This window comes from Pseudomonas sp. UMAB-08 (genome assembly GCF_900095225.1).
Classification (GTDB): domain Bacteria; phylum Pseudomonadota; class Gammaproteobacteria; order Pseudomonadales; family Pseudomonadaceae; genus Aquipseudomonas.
The window spans coordinates 257012-275722 of the sequence record NZ_LT607416.1; the positions used below are offsets into that span (position 1 = coordinate 257012).

Consider the following 18711-nt stretch of genomic DNA (forward strand, 5'->3'; position numbering starts at 1 on the left):
ACAATCGCGGGACTCGTCGGAGCTTGCGCGACCTGGTGCTGGGCAGTCGAGCCGGAGAATCTGGTGGCGGCGGCATCATGGGCATCATGGCCCTGCTTTTTGGTCCGCTGTTGGCGATGTTTGCTAAGTTCTTCGCGGGTTTCAGCAAGATATTCAAGCTTCTAGGCGCTATTCCTGGCGTCAAGGCGCTTTCAAACCTGATCCCAGGTAGGACGAGGGGCGGCGGTGGCGGCCCCGGCCCAGGTCCCGGCGGCGGTCCTGGTGGCGGCGGCCCCGGCCCAGGCAGGCGTGGCGGTCGTGGTCCAGGTCCGGGCCCAGGCGGCGGCCCAGGTCCCGGCGGCGGAGGCGGTCCTGGCGGAGGTCCGCGTCCTGGTGGCGGCGGTGCTGGCCGAGGCCTACTTAAGCGCATTCCTATGCTGGGATCGCTGCTCAGTCTTGCTTTTATGGCAAGCGACGTCATGTCCAGCGAGGGCGGAGAAGGCACCCGGGAAGAAAAGGACAAGTCTACCGGGTCGGCTGTCGGTCGCGGCGTCGGCAGCATAGGTGGAATGGCTGCCGGTGCTGCCGCCGGTGCTGCTCTGGGCTCGATCGTGCCAGGCCTCGGTACCGCCATCGGCGGCATCATTGGCGGGGTTGTCGGCGGCTTCATGGGCGACAAGGCCGGCGATATCATCGGCGAAACGGTCGGCGGCTGGGTTAGCGACCTTAGAAACTCCAATATCGGCGGCGCAATTACCGATAAGTGGAACTACACGACTGACTTCATGGGCAGCCTGTGGAGCCAATCGACGGCCGGCATATCTGAACAATGGACGGCTGTCAGTGCTTCCGTGTCCAGCATGTGGACGACGGTATCTGACACTGCGAGCGCATCGTGGGCGACCGTCTCTACCGAGGCAACCGCACTTTGGGGCGGTGTTTCTTCTGCTTTGACCGGAGCTTGGACGGCTGCCGTCGAAAAAATGCAGGCTTCTTGGTCTGGTGCCGTGGACCTTGCCTCAAAAGGCTGGGAGGCGCTCTCTGGTCTGGCCGGGTCCGCCAAAGACTGGCTCAAGGAGAAGACGGGCGTAGACCTGCAAAAGGTCTATGACGGCGTCGGAGCTAAGGCCAGTGAGATTGTTGGCGGGGCCGGTGAGGCGGTAAGCAGTGCGTGGAGCAAGGTTACTGATGTCGCGGCCAGCGCAAAGGCGGCGGTTAAGTCCGGCGCGAGTCGGGCGGCGGACGCCACCGGTATTTCAGGGGTTGTTGGGGCATTCAAAACAGCAGGGAAGGTCGCCGATGCTAAGCAAGGCCTGCGCCGCGCCATGGCCGACTCGGACATCACTGACCCTAAAGAGCAGGCGATGTTCATGGCTCAGATGGATCATGAGTCCGGCGGATTCAAGTCCGACGAAGAGAACTTGAGCTACGGCGCTTCCGGACTGAGAAAGACGTTTGGCAAATACTACAAAACCGACGCTGAGGCGCAAGCCGATGCGCGCAATCCTGAGGCAATTGCCAACAAAGTGTATGGCGGCCGGATGGGCAACACAGAGGCGGGCGACGGCTACAAGTTCCGTGGTCGTGGCGCAATACAGCTAACGGGCAAGGACAACTATGCGGCGGCGGGGAAAGACCTCGGGCTGGATCTGCTTCAAAACCCGGACCTCGCCAAAGATCCTGACAACGCTGGGAAGATCGCAGCTTGGTATTGGAAGAAGAACAAGCTCGGCGACGCTGCAAAGGCTGGCGATGTAACTGCGGTCACAAAGAAAATCAACGGAGGTACGAACGGCCTGGCAGATCGCCAGGAGAAGTACAGCGAGTACCTGGCTGACGCTCAAAATGGCAGCCTGAACAGCCAGAAGACAGAAGTATCCCCGGCAGCGGCCGCGCCTGCCTTGATGGCCTCTAGCATGACCCCCACCACTATGGCGGTCGTGCCTCCAGCGCCTTCCATTTCGGTGATGCCAGCACCAGCCATCGCAGGTATCGCCGAAGCTCCTGACGTTGAGCCCGTGGCGCTGGGAGGCGGCGGACGGAGACAGGCCACGGCGCCAGCGGCACCCACCAGCATTCCGCGCGACCTGGAAGATCGCCGAATCGCTCATATCGTCACTGGGGCCTACAGCGGCGCGGTTTGACCGGAAAAGACGCCCGGTAGCGCAATGCTGCCGGGCCTAGCATGGCTGCAATGAATTGAGCGGTGACGGCCATGAATACAGTAACCGGCGAGGATATCGTCCTAATGATCGACCATTGGTTGCACACCCCAACCGGAAGCTATTTGGGGTCGAACTATGGGCACGATATCGCCTCCCTCCTGCAGCGTCCTAACTCCGAGGGTGCGGCCGATGACTTCCTGGCAAAGCTTCGAGCCGATGTCCCGGTAGTTGCCGCCCTTCCGGACGGCGCCATGTCGCTTTATGCGGTGCCCGACGGATTCGAGCGACTGAGCATCCACCTGGATATTGGCAGCCGCACCTATAACTTGTCGGATATGGGATAAACCATGTACACGCGCGAAGATTTCATGAAAGAGGCCGAGCGCCTTATTTCAAAGTACCCAACTCTAAGCATCCTGTCGAAAGTCGGCGACCCCAGGCTCAAGCACAACCTTGAGTCCGTCGCAGGCATGCTGGCCATGTACTCATCGCAGGTGGAAGTTTCAACGGCTGAGGCTTTCGAGAAGGTTCGGGACAGTACGGTGCTTGCTGACGCGGCCATGCGCGGGATCATCCCAAAAGCGACTCCGGCTCGCTTGGTGCTGGCGGTAACAAATAAGGGTGGAAATGCCTTCCAGATCGACGCTTCTCGCGGCTTTGCTGACAACCAAGGGTTTGATATTCGCGGCGACGCCACTGTAAGCGTTCCGGCTGGGGCTACCGTCGCGCTGCCTGCTACCCAGATTTACACAAAAACCACCACTCACTCCGTGACTGAAAGCCGTCCTTTCTATGAGGTCGAGATTGATCTTGCTGACGACGATGCTTATTTGTGCGGCCTCAGCGTTTCAGACGTCGAGGGGGAAATGGAGTGCCGGGAGCGGTACGTCAATTGCGGCGTAGGCGATCGCATTTATCACATCGAGGCTGACGATCGGCAGCGGATCTACATCCGCTTTGGACTTGCCGGCGTGGTCGGCATTCAGCCTATCGAAGGCTCTGAAATTACCATTACGGCCCATTATTGCGCGGGAGACGCCACGTTCAAGCATGGCTCCCCGGTCGTCTTCTCTGAGATGCGCGACCCTTACGAGACCAATATAGAGTTGCTTATTCAGGAAGTGTCAGAGGCCGGCTCTAACCCGATTGGCATTCAGACGCTACGCGAACTGGCCAAGTACCCCTCTATATATAACGACAATGCCGTGTTCCTCGGTGAGTTCGAGTACCTGGTGCGCCGAAACTTCCCGGACCTTAAATTCTGCCGTGTCTGGAACGAGACGGCGGAGGAAAGGGCAAGGGGAGTCAGCTTCACGAATATCAATTCGCTGTTCGTTGCCTGCTTCTCCGCGCTCGAGGATGAACCTGTTCTGTACCAGGCGCCCGGAGAGGTCGTGGCCCCATATCGCATAACCGATCTGACCGGCACTCAGCAGGCGATCAAAGCGAAGATCCTTGCTGCTGACGACAGCTATCGGGTGCAGTTCGTTACGGCGGTCCGGGCGCCAATCGGCGTATCGATCACGGCCAGCGTGTCGAGCTCATACGAGAAAACCACTGTAGAGCAGCAGATTGTCAGCTCAATGCTCGATGCCTTTGGTGAGTCATCCGGGCGAAGCGTTCTGCTCTATCAGCAGATATATAAGCTGCTGCGGGAGAAGGTTCCGGCTCTGGCCGTCGGCCAGGCCGATCTGATCCTATCCATTGGCGAGCAGTCCACTACCAATACGCGCCCCGAGCTATGGCGTTACGTCACCGAGCAGTCGATGACCGTGGCCGTCACGGTCGGCAACGTCTCCTCTCCGAATTGGGGGGCTGGCTTTGAGTGATTATGACTTCTCAAGCGCGCTGAATCCCGAAGCCGCTCCGCTCAGCAACAGTCATGAGCTGAACACATTCGCCTTCGAGCGCGAGATGAAGAGCCTGACGCTCGAGCTCTTTAATCTGCTGAGTGCGGGAACCTTTGATGCCAGCGTCATGGGTGCCCCGCACCTCGGTTCTTTCGATCTGGTGCGTAAAACCGTCAACCGCGACGGGCTGGTGCTTCTGCCTGGCGATCGAGAGGAAGCCGCTACCCGCTACCTGTACCGGGCATGGAAGTCTGGCGACATACAGAAGCGCGGCCTGCATTTCCTGCGCACCTACCTGCAAATGCTGTTTCCGAACTCGTGCGAGGTGACTCAGCTTTGGCATAGCGATCAGTACGAATACCCGACGGCGCTATTCAGCGACAAGCCAATATTCGCTTGGTGGCTCCACCAGGTGGGCGAGCCAGGCCTAAAACTCGATGGCTCCTGGGGCTTAGGCAGGCACATCGAGGGCGCGACCGAGGAGCGGAGCTTTCGCCGCGAGGGCATGGAAGGAATGTGGCTCACCAGCCGAATAGAGATTTCGCTGGATCTGGGTATTGAAATTCAGTCTGTCTCTCGGCTCCTGCAGATCATTCGTGCTGTTATTCCGGCTCGCTTGGTGCCGGCCTTTGTGTTCTGGCTGAACACCGTCCTGGACGTAACCATCCGAACCAGCCACTCACTTTCAATGGAGAAGGCCGTTTCCATCCGCTATCCGTGGGGCGGGCGGGTAATCACCGACAACCCGGATAGCAGGTGGTCCCTGGGCCGTGACGCCGAGTTTGTGACCCTGCCCCAGCCATTCGGCCAGTTTGCTTTGGGCGAAATGCGGGGAGGGCTGTCGAAGTGGGCGCTCAAGAACGAGCGAGTGCAGACCCAGGCCTATCTCGAGAAGAGCATGGAGATTGGCTTTTGGAGAACTGAAACCCTGCCTCCCGATCCCGTCATTGAGTACGAGCTCACTCCCGAGCCCGAAAAGCTTTATCGCAGAAACCGGAAACTGAATGGTGCTTGGTCGCTTGGCGGAACCCTGCGACTGGGCTCCTTCAAGTTGAATGGTCAGCGGTTGCGAAGTAGGAAAATGGCGATTAGCGCCCGTCTTGGCTCCTTTAAGCTCCTGAATATGCAGTCGGCAGTGGCAAAACCGACCCCAGGCGCACGACTCACTTTGTCGGGCCGCTGGAAGCTCGGATCGAAGCTGCATCCAGATTTCAGCATTCAAGTGATTAAAGAGGGTTCCAGCGATGGCTGAGGGCGTAACAGCGAATAACCACAGGCGGCGGATTGCAGCTGCCATGGCGGGCGGGGAGGCATTGCACCCTGCCGCGTTCATGGCTTTCGGTAATGGCGGGCACACGCCCGAGCTCAAGGCGAAGGCTGTAGACCCGGAGGCTAATGGCCTGGTTAACGAGCTGATACGCAAGCCTCTGAGCGCCGTTAGTCAAGACGATCTCTTTTCGGTAACAGGCTCAGGGCGCCTCGAATCACAGGATCTGATCAACGTCTTCGTCTCCGAAGCTGCGCTCCTTGACTCTCAGGGCAACCTGCTGGGCATCCGCAACTTTCGGCCAAAGATTAAAGAATCGGACGAGAGCTATCTCGTAAAAATCAAGCTTCGTTACTAACTCTTTTAAGGAGGGAGCATGCCGCTTCCACATTCAAGCATTACGCCGTTGCCCAACAATGAGCCTGATGCAGTTCCATCTCTTTGGAACACTCGATATGAAGAGATTGATGCCAACTTCAACAATCTTGATGGCCGCCAGGAGCTGTCCGAAGCCGACCTGCTCAAGGCCCGCGGCGAATTCCCAGCCCTTGGCGACCGCATTGACTCGATTGCTCAGGCGCTCGGCGACCTGACTGGTGACGTTGGCGGCCTGCAGGCGACCACGGCGCCCATGGTTTCCCGTGCGGTGAACTTGGATTGGCTGTATCGCGGCAATGCGATCAACTTCGAGTTGTTCGTGTCGGGTTACACGCTCATTGATTCGTTGGCAGTTGCCGTCATTCAAGGCGTGAGCGGCGATGACTCCATTGACGTGGCTAGCACTGCGGATCTCAAGGCCGGCGAATACTATGTTCTGTATGACCGGACCAACGTAGGCTCCGGCGAGGGCGGCATTGGCGGCGGCGCTGCTGTGCCGGTATTGGTTCAGATCGTCTCCATCCTGTCGTCTACCCGTGTTCGCCTGGCCGGAAACCTGACTGCCGGCTGGACTTCCACTGCCTTCTTGGCTCGCTCTAGCTTTAACACTGTCACTGGCGCGGGCTCGCTCGTTCCTGGCGATATCTACCTGAGCAAAGCCATTACCATTGGTGATGATGCAATCGGCGGCGCTGTCGTTATTCGCCGCTCGCTGAACGCCGGCCTGGCTCGTCTGTACTATCGCGACGCCTATCAAAAGACTTGGAAAGAGACCGGCTGGTCGATGCGCCGCACTGGTGGCACTATTCCGGCCGGTTTCGCAGACTACGAGTACATCCTGCCGATGCGTGGCGAGGGATGGCTTCGCCTTGACGCTTCGGGCGAAGCGTTCGTCACTCAGCACATTATTGCCCTCGGCACAGCAACCGGGCTGGGCGGGTTTATCAACCCAGATTTGCGCCCAAACACGCCGGCAATCAGCTCGCCTGTCGCTGCCGCAACTGCCGTAATGGCGCGCCCAACCCTGGCGATCTCTGGCTACTCCAGCCCGGCGTCGGTGGCTCAGGCAGCTGTACAGTTTCAAATCTCGACTGATGCTGCGTTTGCAACGGTCTTGCATGACTCGGGCGCGCTGGGTTCCGGGCTCTCCTACCCGATGCCGGATGGCGTCTTGGCCGTGAACGTTGCTTATAAGCTTCGCGCTCGAGTCCAGGACGTTGCTGGACTGTGGTCTGATTGGTCCGTCGTGACCACATTTACCACTGCGGCTTCATTCGCCTACGTCGCGGCGCCAAGCATTACCGGGCCTGCCAACAACGCAACGGACATTCCCGAGCAGCCAACCCTGTCTTGCAGCGCCTTTGCCATGGTTGGCGGTACGGATACGCACTCCGCCAGCCAGTTCCAGGTTCGGGCGGCGGCCGGCAGTTACACCGCGCCGGTTTTTGATAGCGGCACCGACACCGTCAACAAGCTGTCAATTGTTGTCCCGGCGGGTAAATTGCTCGCGGGCCAATCGGTTTACTATGCTCGCGTTCGCCAGCAGGGCGCCACAAAGGGCTTCGGCGAGTGGTCAACCGAGGTGAAATTCACCACTAAATCGGCGTTCGCTACGATTATCGGCCTGGCTCTTTTGACGACTGGCGGCGGCAGCGGCACTTGGTCGCGCATTGATGAGAATGGCGCTGCCAAAGTTACGGATGCCGCGTTTTTCAGCAGCCATCAGACCTATGGCCAGATCCAGGATGTCACTATCGACTCCCAGGCCATGGTCAAGATCCCTGCCTTCTACGTGAAGTCAGCGGCTATCGCCAGTGGAGTTAACGCTGGCAAGCGCGCCTGGTGGATCTCTGACCAGCCGGCGGCCGGATTCGTTCTGCACCCAGCATTTATGGAAGCAGGCGCTCCGATCGCTCAGTTCTGGGTTGGCAAATATCAAGGTACGACCGATAGCGCCAAGCTGGGCTCCAAGGCTGGCCTGACTCCGCTGGTAAGTATCGACTTTCCGACCATGCAGGCCCGCGCCACTGCTCGCAACGTCTCCGGCGTTACCGGTTTCGCACTGTGGAACTACTACCAGCTGGAGGCAATCCAGCTGCTTTGCGCCATCGAAATGGGCGGAGCGGACAGCCAGGCACTTATCGGCCAGGGCAACGTCAGCACTAGCGCCGTGCAGGCTGTTGATAGCACCACAGTCGCCCAGGCCACTTGGCGCGGGATCGTTGGTCTCTGGGGCAACGTCTGGCAGATGGTTGATGGTCTGCAAACCGATGCCAGCAGCAAGTTCAAGATCTGGGATAAGTCGGGCAACAAAAGCTACATCACGACAAACCAGACCGCTCCGGCCAGCGGCACGTACCCAGTCACATTCTCAACCGACAGCGGCGCCAACCATGACCTGAGTGTCAGCTTCCTGCCGGCCACTGGGGATGCCACGGCCGGAAACGGCTCGACGGGCGATATCTTCTATCAGAACCCGAACTGCGTGGCTTACCACGGTGGCTATTATGGCTACGGCTCGAGCGCCGGCCTGTTCAATTTGAGCGTCCTCTACGCCTCGTCGTACTCGAGCACGAACATCGGCGGCCGCCTCGCAAAGGTGTAGTGAGCCCTGTGGCTTGAGTCTTGTTTTGGGCTGCCCGCCGAGCGGGCGCCCTGCTTTTTTTAGGGGATTTTGATGAAGATCGAGAACAATGTTCTAACTGTTGGGGAAGTCAGCATTCCCCTTGGCTTGGTGGCTTCTGCCGCCAAGGTTCGAGTGTGGCGGGTGCCTGCTGCCTACCGCGAGAGCGGCCTGTTTGTCGCGGTTGATCTTGCTGGCCAGCCATCCGAAGTCCCGGCCTGCTCTCTCGCAGCGACCGAGTACCTGGGCGAGCTTGAGTATGACGCTGACGATTCCTTGCAGCTGAATGCCTCGAAAGCGGCAAAGCTCATGGAAATCAATGCTTTGTGCGACGACGCGCTGAGCGAGCTAGCATCGACCTATCCGTCTGGCGAAATGCAGAGCTGGAGCCAGCAAGCCAAAGAGGCTGATCTTTACGCGGCAGATCCTACAGTTGCAACGCCAATGCTTTCGGCGATCGCGGATGCCCGAGGCATGACCGTTGCTGAAATGGCGGAGCGTGTCGCCGCGAACGTTATCGCCTATAGCTCCGCTTCTGGCGCGCTGATTGGTCGCCGCCTTGCTGCGGAAGACGCGCTTTCCTTGGCGGCAACGCCTGAGCAGGTCGCTGAGGTCACCTGGTGAGCGAAGCCCACCTTATGCTCATGACAAAGCTGGAGGAGCTGGATGCTTACACGCATACAGTTCTCCACCAGTTTCCAAAGATTGAGCGGCATCTATTGTGTGCTGAACTTCGCTCCACCATGAATCAGCTGTTGCGGCTTACGGTCGTATCGTGGAAGCGTAAGCAGAAGACGGCGGCGCTCTTTGATCTTGATGTGGAGATCGAAGTTTGCCGGGGCTTGGTCCGCAAAGCCCACCGATTAACTTATATCACCACGCACAGGCTTGACGTATGGATGCGGCATGTAAACGAAATTGGACGGATTGTCGGCGCTTGGATTAAGAGCGAGGCGGCCGTTAAGCGATAAAACTCTGCAAGACATTGGGCAATGGTTTATTACGGTGGCAATTATGGCAACGGCTCGAACGCCGGCCTGTTCAATTTGAACGTCAACAACGCCTCGTCGAACTCGAACACGAACATCGGCGGCCGCCTCGCAAACGATTAACGCCAGAAGTTGGCGGCTTACGGGCCTCCTCCCAGCGCGGTTCCTTTGGGGCCATTGTCCAGACCATGTTGTCAAAGATTTACAGAGCGCAGCGGCAAGTACCTTCGGGGAAAGTGGCTGCGCTCGCCTTCTTATCACCAACTCTCCTATATATTTAGGTCTAAGGCTTATGAAGTGCCTACCACAATATCGGGTCTTTGGGGTCAAATAACCGACTTCAATAATCTGTATCAAGCCTTTCTTGAGGCTCGTAAAGGAAAGCGCAATCGCGCAAGCGTTATGCGGTTTGCGGCAAACGTCGAAGAAAACATCGTAAATATTCAGAATCATCTGATTTGGAAGAGCTGGACGCCAGGCGCCCCGCGCGAATTCGTGGTCAAAGAGCCAAAGCTAAGGCTTATCCAAGCGCCGCCATTCATTGATCGAGTCATTCATCACGCTCTTGTGCGCGTTATCGGCCCGCTATTCGAGCGCAAATTTATCCATGACTCCTATGCATGCCGAATCGGCAAGGGCACTCAGGCCGCCGTATTCCGCGCCCAGCGCTTCATGCGTATCGCCAAGCGCAACCACGGCGATAAGGTCTACGTGCTAAAAGCAGACATCAGCAAGTTCTTCGCGAGCATTAAACACAAAGTGTTGCTAGGTGAGATCAAGCGAACGGTCTCCGACCCCGACGTGATTTGGCTTTGGCAGAAGATCATTGAAGGTTACGGCCACGAGGACGGCGTAGGTCTACCAGTTGGCGCGCTGACGAGCCAGCTTGGCGCGAATATCATGCTCAACCGCCTTGACCATGTAGCGAAGGATCAGATGGGCATTAAATACTATGTTCGCTACATGGATGATTTTATAGCGGTACTGCCTGATAAAGAATCCGCCCTGCAAGTTCTGGAAAGCCTTGGACTTGAAGTTACTTCGCTCTCCCTCGCGCTTAATCCTAAGACCGCCATTCACCCATGGCAGCGTGGGCTAGATTTTTGCGGTTATCGAATATGGCCGACACACATCCTCCCAAGAAAAAGAAATATCAAACGGGCTCGCAAAAACTTCAAATCTCTTGCGCGCAAGTATGCCAGGCGCGCTATTGACCAAATCCACGTTCGGCAACGGGTCTGCAGCTTTCTGGCCTACACAAAGCACTGCGACGCGAATAGGACGGTGGCGGCCATTCTCGGCGAGCTACGTCTGGTCCGGTGCCCGGAAAAAGCGGCCAGGGAGGCATTTTCTGTAACTGCATCCTAAGCCCTCATTAATGGGGAGGGTTACAGATGTTAGTTATAAGGTTTCTGCTTGCGGCAGTGGTTGCAGCAGCTCTATTGGGCTGCTCCACCGCCGGCAAAGTCGTCTCTACCGTGGGCAGCGCGGTCTATTCAACCGCGTCTGCCGCTGTGACGGTGTACTGCTCAAAGCCCGAAGTGGAGCGGGCGGCGATTCAGCTGGTTATCTCCGGTCACGCCTACTCGAGCGAGTTGTGTCCCATCGTGAATGGGGATTCTTCGATTGCAGCTGAGCTTGCAGAAGTTGCTCAGGATAAGGCTGCTGGCGTGGTTAATGGCGCGATTGAAAGCGCTGTGGCTGACGGCTCGATCACGGAAAGCCAGGCCGCGCAGATCATCTCTCCTGTCGTGGCGGGTGAGCAATGAGAAAGGAAATGATCGGCCCAGGGATTGGTCAGTTCGCCTCAGTCCCCCAGTTCCTACCCTACGGCCCCGGCGAATGGGTGATGATGAGCGACCTTACGCTGAATGGCGTGATGATCGTCCCGAAATACTTCATCACCGACTTTGCGTCCATCCCTTGGGTTGTTCAGCCGATCTTCAACTCGCTGGATATGCTGCTTGAGTTCATACCTCACGACTGGGCGTACTGCCTGAATGAAAAGTCACGCGCCGACTGTGACAACCTGCTCAGCGATATCATGGAGCGGTCAAAGCCTGGCGATGTCCGCTGCGATCTTATCTATGCCGGCGTTCGCGCGGGTGGCTGGTATCGTTACGGCCAATGCAAGGGCGGGCCAAAGAGAGAGGACTTTGCGTGGGAGTTAATGAGCGACTACGAAGTTCTGCTGTACGAGTCTGCTTATAAGCTGGGAAGCAACCATGCCGCTAGTTCGGCGCAGTAATTAAAGAAAGGGCCGGGCAATGCCTCGGCCCTATCTCCAGGCGTTCACGCGCGATGCGAAGTCATCAGTCTTCTCTTTCGTCATTCCCTCGGCCAGCGCTTCGAGGTAATCCGCGTACCACTGCATCATGTATCGCCGCTGTGGCAAGTAACGGGCTTTGTTATATACCCCGCTAATGCCGTCCTCCTTATGCGCAAGTTGCGACTCAACGTGATCCTTGATCCATTCATGCTCGCGCAGCAGTGTACTCGCGGTATGCCGGGTGCCGTGTCCAACCAGCTTGCGGGCGTAACCGATCTTTGCAAACGAGTGATTGATGGTGTTCTCGCTCATTACCGGTTGCTTTGGTCCGATGCCGGGGAACAGGTAGCGGCTTTGCCCTGTCATGTTTCGCAATTCAATCAGGGCGGCCACCGCCTGGGTGCATAAGGGGACGTGATGGTCGCGGCGCATCTTCATCTTTGCGGCGGGGATGATCCAGGTGGCGTCATCCAAGTCGAACTCTGACCACTCTGCCCAGCGGATCATGCCCGGGCGACTCGCAGTCCATATTGTCAGCCAGGCAGCCGTTCGGGCGCCGAGCCTGCTGGTCGACTTCTTCATTGCCTTCAAGAATGCCGGGAGTTCGTGCTCGAGCAGGTGAGGGTGCTGCTCGGTTTCAGGCGCTTCCGCTGCGATCGCGAGCAGCTCTGAGGCTGGGTTGTTTTCGCAAAGTCCGCGGGCAATGGCCTGGCTGAAAATCTCCTTTAGCCAGCCCCGCGTTTTCTTTGCCACGTTGTGAGCCTGGCGATCCTCAATGCTGGACTGGAGCGCTGCGCAGTGGCGGCGAGTGATTTCCAGCAGCGGCATTGCGCCTAGCGCGGGGAGAATGTCCTTATCAAGGTAGGTGCGAATCTTCGACAGGGTGGCGTCGGCTCGACCGTCCTTGACCTTCTTTAGATACCAGGCTTCTGCCGCCGAGCGAAACAGGCTCTCTTCGGTTGCCGCTTCTACCTTCTTCGACGACTGCCGGTGCTGGATCGGATCAATACCGCTTTCGACGAGGCCGGCCACCTCTGATGCTTTTTCGCGTGCGCGCTTGGCCGATACCTCGGGGTAGCCGCCAAGCCCTATCCACGTCCATTTCCCGTCTGCTTTTTTGTGGCGAAGCTCCCAGCGCTTCCTCCCATTCGGGGACACGACGAAATACAGCCGGTCAATGCCGTAGCCTTCCCGGTATTCCTTTTCTTCTGGCTCAAGGGAGGCCAGGACGGTGTCGGCCAGGGGGCGCCGCTTGATATCAGATCGCTTCATCGTATGTATGGGCGTGTATGGATAAGTTCGGTATTTTCGCGACCATACACCAGCCCATACACGGCAACAAGAAACAAGATGGTTAATGATGGAACAAGATGAAACAAAAAAGCCGGCGCAATGGCCGGCTTGTCTGTGTTTCAGCTTCATGATGGGTGAAGTTGAAATATGTATCTGGTGCCCCGAGGGAGACTCGAACTCCCACTCCTTTCGAAAACGGATTTTGAATCCGCCGCGTCTACCGATTCCGCCATCAGGGCTTGATGGGCGCGGAGTATAGAGAGGGTATTACCGTTGGTCAATCATGTTTCGTGGTTAATGTTCATTATTTCCGCTAAACTTTCCGGCCCTGCTAGACGAACCCCATCATGCGTGTTGCTGACTTTACCTTCGAGCTCCCTGATTCTTTGATTGCTCGCCATCCTTTGGCCGAGCGTTGTGGCAGCCGCTTGTTGACCCTGGATGGGGTTAGCGGCGCACTGGCGCACCGTCAATTCACCGATTTGCTGGAGCATTTGCGCCCCGGCGACTTGATGGTGTTCAACAATACCCGGGTGATCCCGGCGCGCCTGTTCGGGCAGAAGGCTTCTGGCGGCAAGCTGGAGATTCTGGTTGAGCGTGTGCTCGACAGCCATCGGGTATTGGCCCATGTGCGGTCGAGCAAGTCGCCCAAGCCGGGCACGATGATCCTGATCGATGGCGGTGGCGAGGCTGAGATGGTGGTCCGTCATGACACTTTGTTCGAGCTGCGTTTTGCCGAAGAGGTGTTGCCGTTGCTGGAGCGGGTCGGCCATATGCCGTTGCCTCCTTATATAGACCGTCCCGATGACAGCGCCGACCGCGAGCGTTATCAGACTGTTTATGCCGAGCGCGCCGGGGCGGTTGCCGCGCCGACTGCGGGGCTGCATTTCGATCAGGCGCTGCTCGATGCGATTGCGCAGAAGGGCGTTTCAACGGCTTTCGTGACCCTGCATGTCGGTGCGGGCACGTTCCAGCCGGTACGCGTTGAGCGGCTAGAAGACCACCACATGCACAATGAGTGGCTGGAAGTCAGTCAAGACGTTGTCGATGCCGTGTCGGCGTGCCGTGCGCGAGGCGGTCGAGTGATTGCCGTGGGCACAACCAGCGTGCGCTCGCTGGAGAGTGCGGCGCGCGACGGTCAGCTCAAGGCGTTCAGTGGTGACACCGATATCTTTATTTTTCCCGGGCGTCCGTTCCATGTGGTCGACGCCCTGGTGACCAACTTTCATTTGCCTGAATCCACGCTGTTGATGCTGGTTTCGGCGTTCGCCGGTTACCCCGAAACCATGGCTGCCTATGCGGCGGCAGTGGAGCATGGGTACCGCTTCTTCAGTTACGGTGATGCAATGTTCATCACCCGCAATCCCGCGCCGACAGCTCCCAAGGAATCGGCCCCAGAGGATCACGCATGAGCAACACCAGTCGTATGTCTTTCGAGTTGCTGGCCACTGACGGCAAAGCACGTCGCGGTCGTTTGACCTTTCCTCGGGGTGTGGTCGAAACCCCTGCTTTCATGCCGGTCGGTACTTACGGCACGGTCAAAGGCATGCTGCCTCGGGATATCGAAGCGACTGGCGCGCAGATCATCCTCGGTAATACCTTCCACTTGTGGCTGCGTCCCGGGACTGAAGTGATCAAGCGTCACGGCGACCTGCACGATTTCATGCAGTGGAGCGGGCCGATTCTTACTGATTCCGGTGGTTTTCAGGTGTTCAGCCTGGGCGCCATGCGCAAGATCAAGGAGGAGGGCGTGACCTTCGCCTCTCCGGTCGATGGCGCCAAGGTGTTCATGGGGCCGGAAGAGTCGATGCAGGTCCAGCGTGACCTGGGCTCGGACATCGTGATGATTTTTGACGAGTGCACGCCATACCCGGCTGATGAAGACGTTGCGCGGGTCTCCATGGAGCTGTCGTTACGTTGGGCCAAGCGCTCGAAAATCGCCCACGGCGAAAACACGGCGGCGCTGTTTGGTATCGTTCAGGGCGGCATGCACCAGGATCTGCGCATGCGCTCGCTGGAAGGCCTTGATCAGATCGGTTTCGACGGTCTGGCTATCGGCGGTCTGTCGGTCGGTGAGCCCAAGCACGAGATGATCAAGGTGCTGGACTACTTGCCGGGCATGATGCCGGCTGACAAACCTCGTTACTTGATGGGCGTGGGCAAGCCAGAAGATCTGGTTGAAGGTGTACGCCGCGGTATCGACATGTTCGATTGCGTGATGCCAACCCGCAACGCGCGCAACGGCCATTTGTTCATTGATACGGGTGTGTTGAAAATCCGTAACGCGTTCCATCGTCATGACGATTCGTCACTGGATCCGACCTGCGATTGCTATACCTGCAAGAACTTCTCGCGTGCGTATCTGCATCATCTGGATAAGTGCGGGGAAATGCTGGGGAGCATGCTCAATACCATTCACAATTTGCGGCATTACCAAGTGCTTATGGCTGGTTTGCGCGAGTCTATTCAACAAGGTACATTGGCCGCCTTTGTCGATGCCTTCTATGCCAAACGCGGGCTTCCAACGCCGCCTTTGGATTGATTGAGTACTGAGTTCTCTACCCTATTAACAAAATTTTGCAATTGGAGTGCTAAATGAGCTTTTTTATCCCTACCGCGTTCGCGGACGCTGCTGCACCTGCCGCCGGTCCTGCTGGTTCGGGCTTTGAATGGATTTTCCTGGTCGGCTTCCTGGTCATCTTCTATCTGATGATCTGGCGTCCACAGGCCAAGCGCGCGAAAGAACAGAAAAACCTGCTGGGCAACCTGCAAAAAGGTGACGAAGTTGTCACTTCCGGTGGTATTGCGGGCAAGATCAACAAAGTGACCGACGACTTCGTGGTCATCGAAGTGTCTGACACCGTTGAACTGAAAATCCAAAAGGCCGCTATCGCTGCCACGCTGCCTAAGGGCACCTTGAAAGCGATCTAAGTTTCAGTCTTTTACCAATCGACGGGGCGCGCAAGGCGCCCCGCGTTATAAGCGGGCGGCGTGATGCTGAACAAATACCCTCTGTGGAAATACGTACTGATCCTGGCGGTGCTGGTGGTCGGTTTTATTTATTCCGCACCCAATCTCTACCCTGACGATCCGGCCATTCAAATCAGCGGCGCGAGCACTGCGTTGCAGGTGAACCAGGCTGACCTGGATCGTGTGAGCCGAGCGCTTACCGATGCGGGCATTAAGGTCAAAGGCTCCACCCTGGCCGAGAAGGGCAAGGGCGGTTTGTTGCGTCTGACCAAGCAAGAAGACCAGTTGCCAGCGAAGGACGTCGTGCGCAAGGCTTTGGGTGACGACTATGTCGTTGCGTTGAACCTGGCTCCGACCACGCCGAAGTGGTTGCGCAGCATTGGTGCAAGCCCGATGAAGATGGGTCTGGACTTGTCCGGTGGTGTGCACTTCCTGCTGGAAGTGGACATGGATAAGGCTCTGGATGCGCGCCTTAAGGTGTATGAAGGCGAAGTCAAATCCCTGTTGCGTAAAGAGCGTGTGCGTTATCGCAGCCTGCCGCAACTCGACGGTGGTATCCAGCTTGGTTTCAGCGATGCAGATTCTCGCGAACAAGCGCGTACCCTGATCCGTAAGAGCTTCAACGATTTTGACGTGACCACCAGCGAACGCGGCGGTTTGTCCGTACTGCGTCTGGCGATGACGCCGGCCAAGCTGGCCGAGATTCGTGAATACTCGATCAAGCAGAACTTGACCACGGTACGTAATCGAGTCAACGAACTGGGTGTCGCCGAGCCTTTGGTTCAGCGTCAGGGCGCCAACCGTATCGTGGTTGAGCTGCCGGGCGTGCAGGACACTGCTGAAGCCAAGCGTATTCTGGGCAAGACTGCCAACCTGGAGTTCCGTCTGGGCGCCGGTCCTGAAGATTCGAAAGCCACTACCGAGATGTTCGAGTTCCGCGAGGGCGGTCGTCCTGCGGCGCCGGTCGAGCGTGGCCTGATCATCACCGGTGACCAAGTGACCGATGCCAAGGCTGGCTTCGACGAACACGGTCGTCCGCAAGTGAACATCCGTCTGGATGGTCATGGCGGCGAGCTGATGAGTCGTTCGACTCGCAGCAACGTGGGTCGCAGCATGGCGGTGATCTTCATCGAGCAGAAGCCGACGACGACCTACGTCAAGCAGATGGTCAACGGTGTCGAGAAAGACGTGCCGGTCCAGACCTTCAAGGAAGAGAAGAAAATCATCAGCCTGGCGACCATCCAGTCGCCGCTGGGTAGTCAGTTCCGTATCACTGGCCTGAACGGTCAGGGTGAGGCGTCCGAGCTTGCGCTGCTGTTGCGTGCCGGTGGTCTGGCTGCGCCGATGTACTTCGCTGAAGAACGTACCATCGGTCCGAGCCTGGGTGCTGACAACATCACCAAAGGTATCGATGCATCGCTGTGGGGCATGTTGTTTGTGTCGCTGTTCATCATGGCGATCTACCGTTTCTTCGGCGTCATCGCCACCGTCGCACTGGCCGTGAACATGGTCATGCTGCTGGCACTGATGTCCTTGCTGGGTGCAACGCTGACCCTGCCGGGTATCGCCGGTATCGTTCTGACGATGGGTATGGCGGTCGACGCCAACGTACTGATCTTCTCGCGGATACGTGAAGAGATCGCTGCGGGCATGACGGTGCAGCGGGCAATCAATGAAGGCTTCGGCCGGGCATTCACCGCGATCCTCGACGCCAACCTGACAACACTGTTGGTCGGCGGCATTCTCTTTGCGATGGGCACAGGCCCTGTCAAAGGCTTTGCGGTGACCATGTCGCTCGGGATCTTTACCTCGATGTTCACGGCCATCATGGTGACCCGCGCAATGGTCAACCTGATCTTCGGCGGACGTGACTTCAAGAAGTTGTGGATTTAAGGGGCTGCCATGTTACGTACGATTAACTTCATGGGCGTTCGCAATGTTGCGTTCGCCTTTACCATGTTCCTTACCGCGCTGGCGTTGTTTAGCTGCTTCCACAAAGGGCTTAACTACGGTCTGGACTTCACCGGCGGTACGCTCATCGAGCTGACCTACGAGCATCCGGCTGATCTTGGCAAGGTGCGTGAGGAACTGGTTACTGCCGGTTACCACGAGGCCGTTGTGCAGAGCTTCGGCGCTACCACTGATTTGCTCGTGCGTATGCCGGGCGAAGACCCGCAGTTGGGTACTCAGGTTGCGGAAGCCTTGCGCAAAGGCGGCACGGATAACCCTGTCACCGTCAAGCGCGTCGAGTTCGTTGGCCCGCAAGTGGGTGAAGAGCTGCGCGATCAGGGCGGCCTCGGCATGCTGATGGCGCTGGGCGGGGTATTGATTTACCTGGCCTTCCGCTTCCAGTGGAAATTCGCGGTCGGTGCAATCGTCTCCCTGATTCACGACGTGATCGTCACCATCGGGATCCTGTCGTTCTTCCAGGTGACCTTTGACCTCACGGTGCTTGCTGCTGTGTTGGCGATCATCGGTTACTCGTTGAACGATACGATTGTGGTGTTCGACCGGGTCCGGGAAAACTTCCGGATACTGCGCAAGGCGTCGTTGATTGAAAACATCAACATCTCCACCACGCAAACCCTGTTGCGGACCATGGCGACCTCGATCTCCACCTTGCTGGCAATCGTGGCGTTGTGGGTTTTCGGTGGCGACAGCCTGCACGGATTCTCCGTCGCATTGTTCATCGGTGTACTGGCGGGTACTTACTCCTCCATCTATATCGCCAACGTGGTGTTGATCTGGTTGAACCTGAGCACCGAGGATCTGATTCCTCCTGTTGTGGCTGACAAGGTTGATGAGCGTCCGTAAAGCCTGAATGCTTTACCGGTTTTGACCCAGAAGGGCGTGAGTGTTGAACTCACGCCCTTTTTCGTACTCCAAGGCTGGGAGTAGCGTGGGAAATTTCGCGCGAGGTTACCAGGA

General features: G+C 57.7%; 17 protein-coding genes and 1 tRNA gene. 16 read left to right on the forward strand and 2 right to left on the reverse strand.

What is annotated here, in order from left to right; all coding sequences use genetic code 11:
* The first annotated feature begins 413 nt into the window (after positions 1-413).
* The 11 genes from K0F75_RS06860 to K0F75_RS06910 all read left to right on the forward strand — a co-directional run bounded on the left by K0F75_RS06860 (position 414) and on the right by K0F75_RS06910 (position 11499).
* Positions 414-2123: a glycoside hydrolase family 19 protein gene (locus K0F75_RS06860; protein WP_219061103.1), complete on the forward strand. Its 1710-nt coding sequence runs from the start codon at positions 414-416 to the stop codon at positions 2121-2123.
* 71 nt (positions 2124-2194) lie between these two features.
* The gene (locus tag K0F75_RS06865; protein ID WP_219061104.1) at positions 2195-2488 is read left to right on the forward strand and encodes a hypothetical protein; all 294 of its coding nucleotides are present in this window, start codon (positions 2195-2197) and stop codon (positions 2486-2488) included.
* A gap of 3 nt (positions 2489-2491) precedes the next feature.
* Positions 2492-3973, forward strand: coding sequence for a hypothetical protein (locus K0F75_RS06870; RefSeq protein ID WP_219061105.1), 1482 nt, complete (start codon positions 2492-2494; stop codon positions 3971-3973).
* Positions 3966-5246 carry a hypothetical protein gene (locus K0F75_RS06875; RefSeq protein WP_219061106.1) on the forward strand — a complete coding sequence of 427 codons (1281 nt, stop codon included), beginning with the start codon at positions 3966-3968 and terminating at the stop codon, positions 5244-5246. Before K0F75_RS06870 ends, K0F75_RS06875 begins: the two co-directional genes overlap by 8 nt.
* Positions 5239-5619: a phage tail protein gene (locus K0F75_RS06880; protein ID WP_219061107.1), complete on the forward strand. Its 381-nt coding sequence runs from the start codon at positions 5239-5241 to the stop codon at positions 5617-5619. The genes K0F75_RS06875 and K0F75_RS06880 overlap by 8 nt, the downstream gene beginning before the upstream one ends.
* Before the next feature lie 18 nt (positions 5620-5637).
* Positions 5638-8244 (forward strand): hypothetical protein, encoded by a 2607-nt coding sequence (locus K0F75_RS06885; RefSeq protein WP_219061108.1) that lies wholly within the window; start codon positions 5638-5640, stop codon positions 8242-8244.
* Between the two features lie 72 nt (positions 8245-8316).
* The gene (locus tag K0F75_RS06890; RefSeq protein WP_219061109.1) at positions 8317-8886 is read left to right on the forward strand and encodes a hypothetical protein; all 570 of its coding nucleotides are present in this window, start codon (positions 8317-8319) and stop codon (positions 8884-8886) included.
* Positions 8883-9233: a diversity-generating retroelement protein Avd gene (gene avd, locus K0F75_RS06895; RefSeq protein WP_219061110.1), complete on the forward strand. Its 351-nt coding sequence runs from the start codon at positions 8883-8885 to the stop codon at positions 9231-9233. Before K0F75_RS06890 ends, avd begins: the two co-directional genes overlap by 4 nt.
* Before the next feature lie 315 nt (positions 9234-9548).
* Entirely contained in the window at positions 9549-10619 is a 1071-nt protein-coding gene (locus K0F75_RS06900; protein ID WP_219061111.1) for a reverse transcriptase/maturase family protein, read from the forward strand.
* A 26-nt stretch (positions 10620-10645) separates the two neighbouring features.
* Positions 10646-11020, forward strand: coding sequence for a hypothetical protein (locus tag K0F75_RS06905; protein WP_219061112.1), 375 nt, complete (start codon positions 10646-10648; stop codon positions 11018-11020).
* Positions 11017-11499 carry a DUF1353 domain-containing protein gene (locus K0F75_RS06910; RefSeq protein ID WP_219061113.1) on the forward strand — a complete coding sequence of 161 codons (483 nt, stop codon included), beginning with the start codon at positions 11017-11019 and terminating at the stop codon, positions 11497-11499. The genes K0F75_RS06905 and K0F75_RS06910 overlap by 4 nt, the downstream gene beginning before the upstream one ends.
* A 30-nt stretch (positions 11500-11529) precedes the next feature.
* On the opposite strand, the gene K0F75_RS06915 is transcribed toward K0F75_RS06910, so the two are convergent.
* Complete coding sequence (locus K0F75_RS06915; RefSeq protein ID WP_219061114.1) at positions 11530-12792, reverse strand: tyrosine-type recombinase/integrase; 1263 nt, start codon at positions 12790-12792, stop codon at positions 11530-11532.
* 175 nt (positions 12793-12967) lie between these two features.
* Positions 12968-13052: transfer RNA gene (locus tag K0F75_RS06920), tRNA-Leu, on the reverse strand.
* A 108-nt stretch (positions 13053-13160) separates the two neighbouring features.
* On the opposite strand from K0F75_RS06920, the gene queA reads away from it, so the two are divergent.
* From queA to secF, 5 genes are all read left to right on the forward strand, one after another.
* Positions 13161-14225, forward strand: a complete 1065-nt coding sequence (gene queA / locus K0F75_RS06925; protein WP_219061115.1) for a tRNA preQ1(34) S-adenosylmethionine ribosyltransferase-isomerase QueA — start codon at positions 13161-13163, stop codon at positions 14223-14225.
* A gap of 14 nt (positions 14226-14239) precedes the next feature.
* Entirely contained in the window at positions 14240-15355 is a 1116-nt protein-coding gene (gene tgt / locus K0F75_RS06930; protein WP_219061312.1) for a tRNA guanosine(34) transglycosylase Tgt, read from the forward strand.
* A gap of 53 nt (positions 15356-15408) precedes the next feature.
* Positions 15409-15744, forward strand: coding sequence for a preprotein translocase subunit YajC (gene yajC / locus K0F75_RS06935; RefSeq protein WP_219061116.1), 336 nt, complete (start codon positions 15409-15411; stop codon positions 15742-15744).
* A 63-nt stretch (positions 15745-15807) separates the two neighbouring features.
* Positions 15808-17676, forward strand: coding sequence for a protein translocase subunit SecD (secD, locus tag K0F75_RS06940; RefSeq protein WP_219061117.1), 1869 nt, complete (start codon positions 15808-15810; stop codon positions 17674-17676).
* Between the two features lie 9 nt (positions 17677-17685).
* Positions 17686-18597: a protein translocase subunit SecF gene (gene secF / locus K0F75_RS06945; RefSeq protein WP_219061118.1), complete on the forward strand. Its 912-nt coding sequence runs from the start codon at positions 17686-17688 to the stop codon at positions 18595-18597.
* Positions 18598-18711: the final 114 nt, after the last annotated feature.